This is a genomic window from uncultured Kiloniella sp. (genome assembly GCF_937128705.1).
In the GTDB taxonomy this organism is placed as follows: Bacteria; Pseudomonadota; Alphaproteobacteria; order Kiloniellales; family Kiloniellaceae; genus Kiloniella.
Genome location: NZ_CAKZMP010000197.1, coordinates 1 through 2,985 on the forward strand (window position 1 = coordinate 1; position 2,985 = coordinate 2,985).

Below are 2,985 nucleotides of genomic sequence, written 5' to 3' on the forward strand. Positions count from 1 at the left end.
AATATTGAATGCCCAGATATCCTGAACCCGGATGATTATTTTACGATCCGTCAACGGTCTAATGGCGATGACGTTTCTGATCTGCCTTGGAACCCGCAGAATATAAAAACCCTTGTCCTTTCAAAATGTATCAGTGCATCCACAAACTGGCGGGCCGTTGATACTTTGAACGGTGCCGGAAAGGCGTGGGAAACAAATACGCCTAATGCACAGATTATTGAGAACGATGGCTTAACCGGATTTATTGCAAACGGTTACACGGTAGGTTCAAACCTCGCTTATCAGGGTATCCGCAAAGACTATATCTGGCGGGCTGATGCTAAATCTGGATTTGATATTGTCCAGATCAATCATGTGAATGGTGCGCCTTCTACTGTGCCTCATAACTGTGGTGGTCCGGTTGATTATGCGTGGGTTGTTCCTCATTCGGGGGGCAATCGCCGGATCTATCACAAGAAATTGCCAAGCGGTAAATATGCCCATTTGAACGTGGCAACCACCCCGGCAACGGATAACGGCTGGTTTAGCTCAACGGCTAACAATGTGACCCTAAACGGATCGCTGCCAAGCGGGGTTTATACGCTCTACATCTGGCGCGAAGTCGCGCAGTTCTCAAGTTTTGATGGTCATCCTGGCAATCAGTCTGCTGATGGGCCGTTTGAGCCAAAGGACTTTACACCGCGTCTGTTGTTTTGCCGAAAAGCAGCCTATGGCGAAAGTAACTGGATGCAGGAATTCGAGGGCGTAAATCCGGTGACAAAGATGCGGTATTTAAATAATCCCGCAGGCGAATATTCACATTCATCCGGTTACTCAATTGATTTCGATAGCAACGGTTTCAAATGGCGAACGGCTGATACGTCTTGGAATGCATCGGGTGTCGAATTTATCACAGCATCATGGGCGCAAACCCCGTTCAAATTTGCCCGAGCGCAATGACCGCACAATAAGGAAATTACATGTTTCTCTATCAAATCACAGATGAAAATTTGAACCCGCTGCGTGTGGTGAAATCGCCTCGTGGGCTTGTGGCTTATGATGGCACAAAAATAGATAACGCCACATCAATGACGATTAATGAGTTAGCGGATCTGTATATTTTTGTTATCGGGTTTCCTGACCATCCGAATATGCCAGATCCTGAATGGCAGATCGTGACAGGACATAATGTCAACATTGTTGGTGTTAAGAGCAAACCACGCGAAGTGGTCTGTACCCTAGAATATCAGGTTCAGGACATCACGATTGACCAGGCTAAATCGAAACTGATTTCACAGGTCAAAAACCACGCCCTGCAAGTGCAGGATGGCGGCTATCTGTGGGAGAAAGCCCCCGGCGAAAGCTATGTGGTGGATACCAAGTTGCAAGATCGCGTCAATATTGTTGGCCTTGATAATATGGCCAAAGATGGTGATCTGGCTAACCAACTTAAATTTTCCATGGCTGACAATCAGGAAGTACCGCTAACTGATGCCGAGTTTATGGCACTGGCTAAGGCCGTTGGGGTCTTTGTCATCACTGTTCACGGCATTAAAAAAGCCAAAATCAAAGCGATCAAGCTTCTGCCTAATCTTGATGCTTGCAAAGACTATAACCCTCAGGCAGATTTCCCGCCGATCCCTGAAATTGATTCGGGGATTGAGCCATGATCAAAGTCGCCTTTTATCGTAACAAAGGAAAATGGTGGAACCGGTTGATCCGTTTCTGGACATCCGGGCCTTACAGCCATTGTGAAATCGTTCTCGACCCCAAAACGGGGCTGTGTGTTTCATCATCCGAATGGGATGGTGGATGCCGTTACAAAACAATTGATCTGCATCCCGACCATTGGGATTTGGTGACTTTGAACGATGTTTTTCCGCATAAAGTGAAAACCTTTGCCAATCCTAAATGCGACGCAAAATTGAAGTACGACTGGTTGGGGATCCTGTTGTCGCAAGTCCTGCCGCTTGCCCGTCACAGCAAGAACAAATGGTTTTGTTCCGAATTCTGTGCCGCCGCGATCGGCCTTTCCGAAGCCCAGAGATATAGCCCGAATGCACTTTATCGGCTGCTTTCTGATTTCAACATTCTTCACCACCGCAAGAAGTCACATAAAAAGGATATGTCACATGCCAGCTGATTACCATCACGGCGTCCGCGTTATAGAGATTAACGAGGGCATTCGCCCGATCCGCACTATTATGACCGCCGTTATTGGTGTGGTCTGTACCGGCCCGACCGCAGATGCCGATTTTTTCCCACTAAACCGCCCGGTTCTTCTGACCAATGTTTACGAGGGTATCGATAAAGCGGGCACCGACGGCACCTTGCCCTATGTGCTGGATGCGATCATCGATCAGGACAATCCGCTTGTTGTTGTGGTCCGTGTCGAAGAAGGCGCAGACGAAGCCGAAACCCGGACAAATGTTATTGGCGGTACTGTCAATGGCATGAAAACGGGTCTCCATGCCCTTACCGCTGCCAAAGCACAGGTTGGGGTGCAGCCACGCATTCTGGGCGCACCGGGGCTGGACGATGAATTTGTTACCGCAGAGCTTGCGGGAATTGCCCAGCAAACCCGATCATTCGTTTATGCTTCTGCCTTTGGTGCCGAAACTAAAGAAGATGCAATTATTTACCGCGATAAATTTGGTCAACGTGAAGTGATGATCATCTGGCCGGATTTTGTATCGTGGGATACCAACACCAGTACAACACGCAATGCCTATGCGACTGCCCGGGCGTTGGGGATGCGTGCCAAACTGGATAACGAAGTGGGCTGGCATAAAACCCTGTCCAACGTGCCTGTGAACGGGGTGACAGGACTATCCAAGGATATCTTTTTTGATCTGCAGGATCCACAGACAGATGCCGGGGTTTTGAACGCGGCTGACGTTACGACGCTGATCAATGAAAAGGGTTTCCGTTTCTGGGGATCGCGGACCTGTACGGCTGATCCGCTGTTTGCCTTTGAGAACTATGTGCGTACCGCGCAGATTTTGG

The 2,985-nt window shown here is 48.7% G+C and carries 4 protein-coding genes; all 4 read left to right on the forward strand.

Annotated elements, in window-relative coordinates:
* Positions 1 to 939: hypothetical protein (locus Q0241_RS10675; RefSeq protein ID WP_299377173.1), on the forward strand; the 939-nt coding region annotated here is incomplete at its 5' end.
* 20 nt (positions 940 to 959) lie between these two features.
* Entirely contained in the window at positions 960 to 1,649 is a 690-nt protein-coding gene (locus Q0241_RS10680; RefSeq protein WP_299377175.1) for a hypothetical protein, read from the forward strand.
* The gene (locus Q0241_RS10685) at positions 1,646 to 2,122 is read left to right on the forward strand and encodes a hypothetical protein (RefSeq protein ID WP_299377177.1); all 477 of its coding nucleotides are present in this window, start codon (positions 1,646 to 1,648) and stop codon (positions 2,120 to 2,122) included. Before Q0241_RS10680 ends, Q0241_RS10685 begins: the two co-directional genes overlap by 4 nt.
* Positions 2,112 to 2,985: phage tail sheath subtilisin-like domain-containing protein (locus Q0241_RS10690; RefSeq protein WP_299377179.1), on the forward strand; the 874-nt coding region annotated here is incomplete at its 3' end. The genes Q0241_RS10685 and Q0241_RS10690, both read left to right, overlap by 11 nt.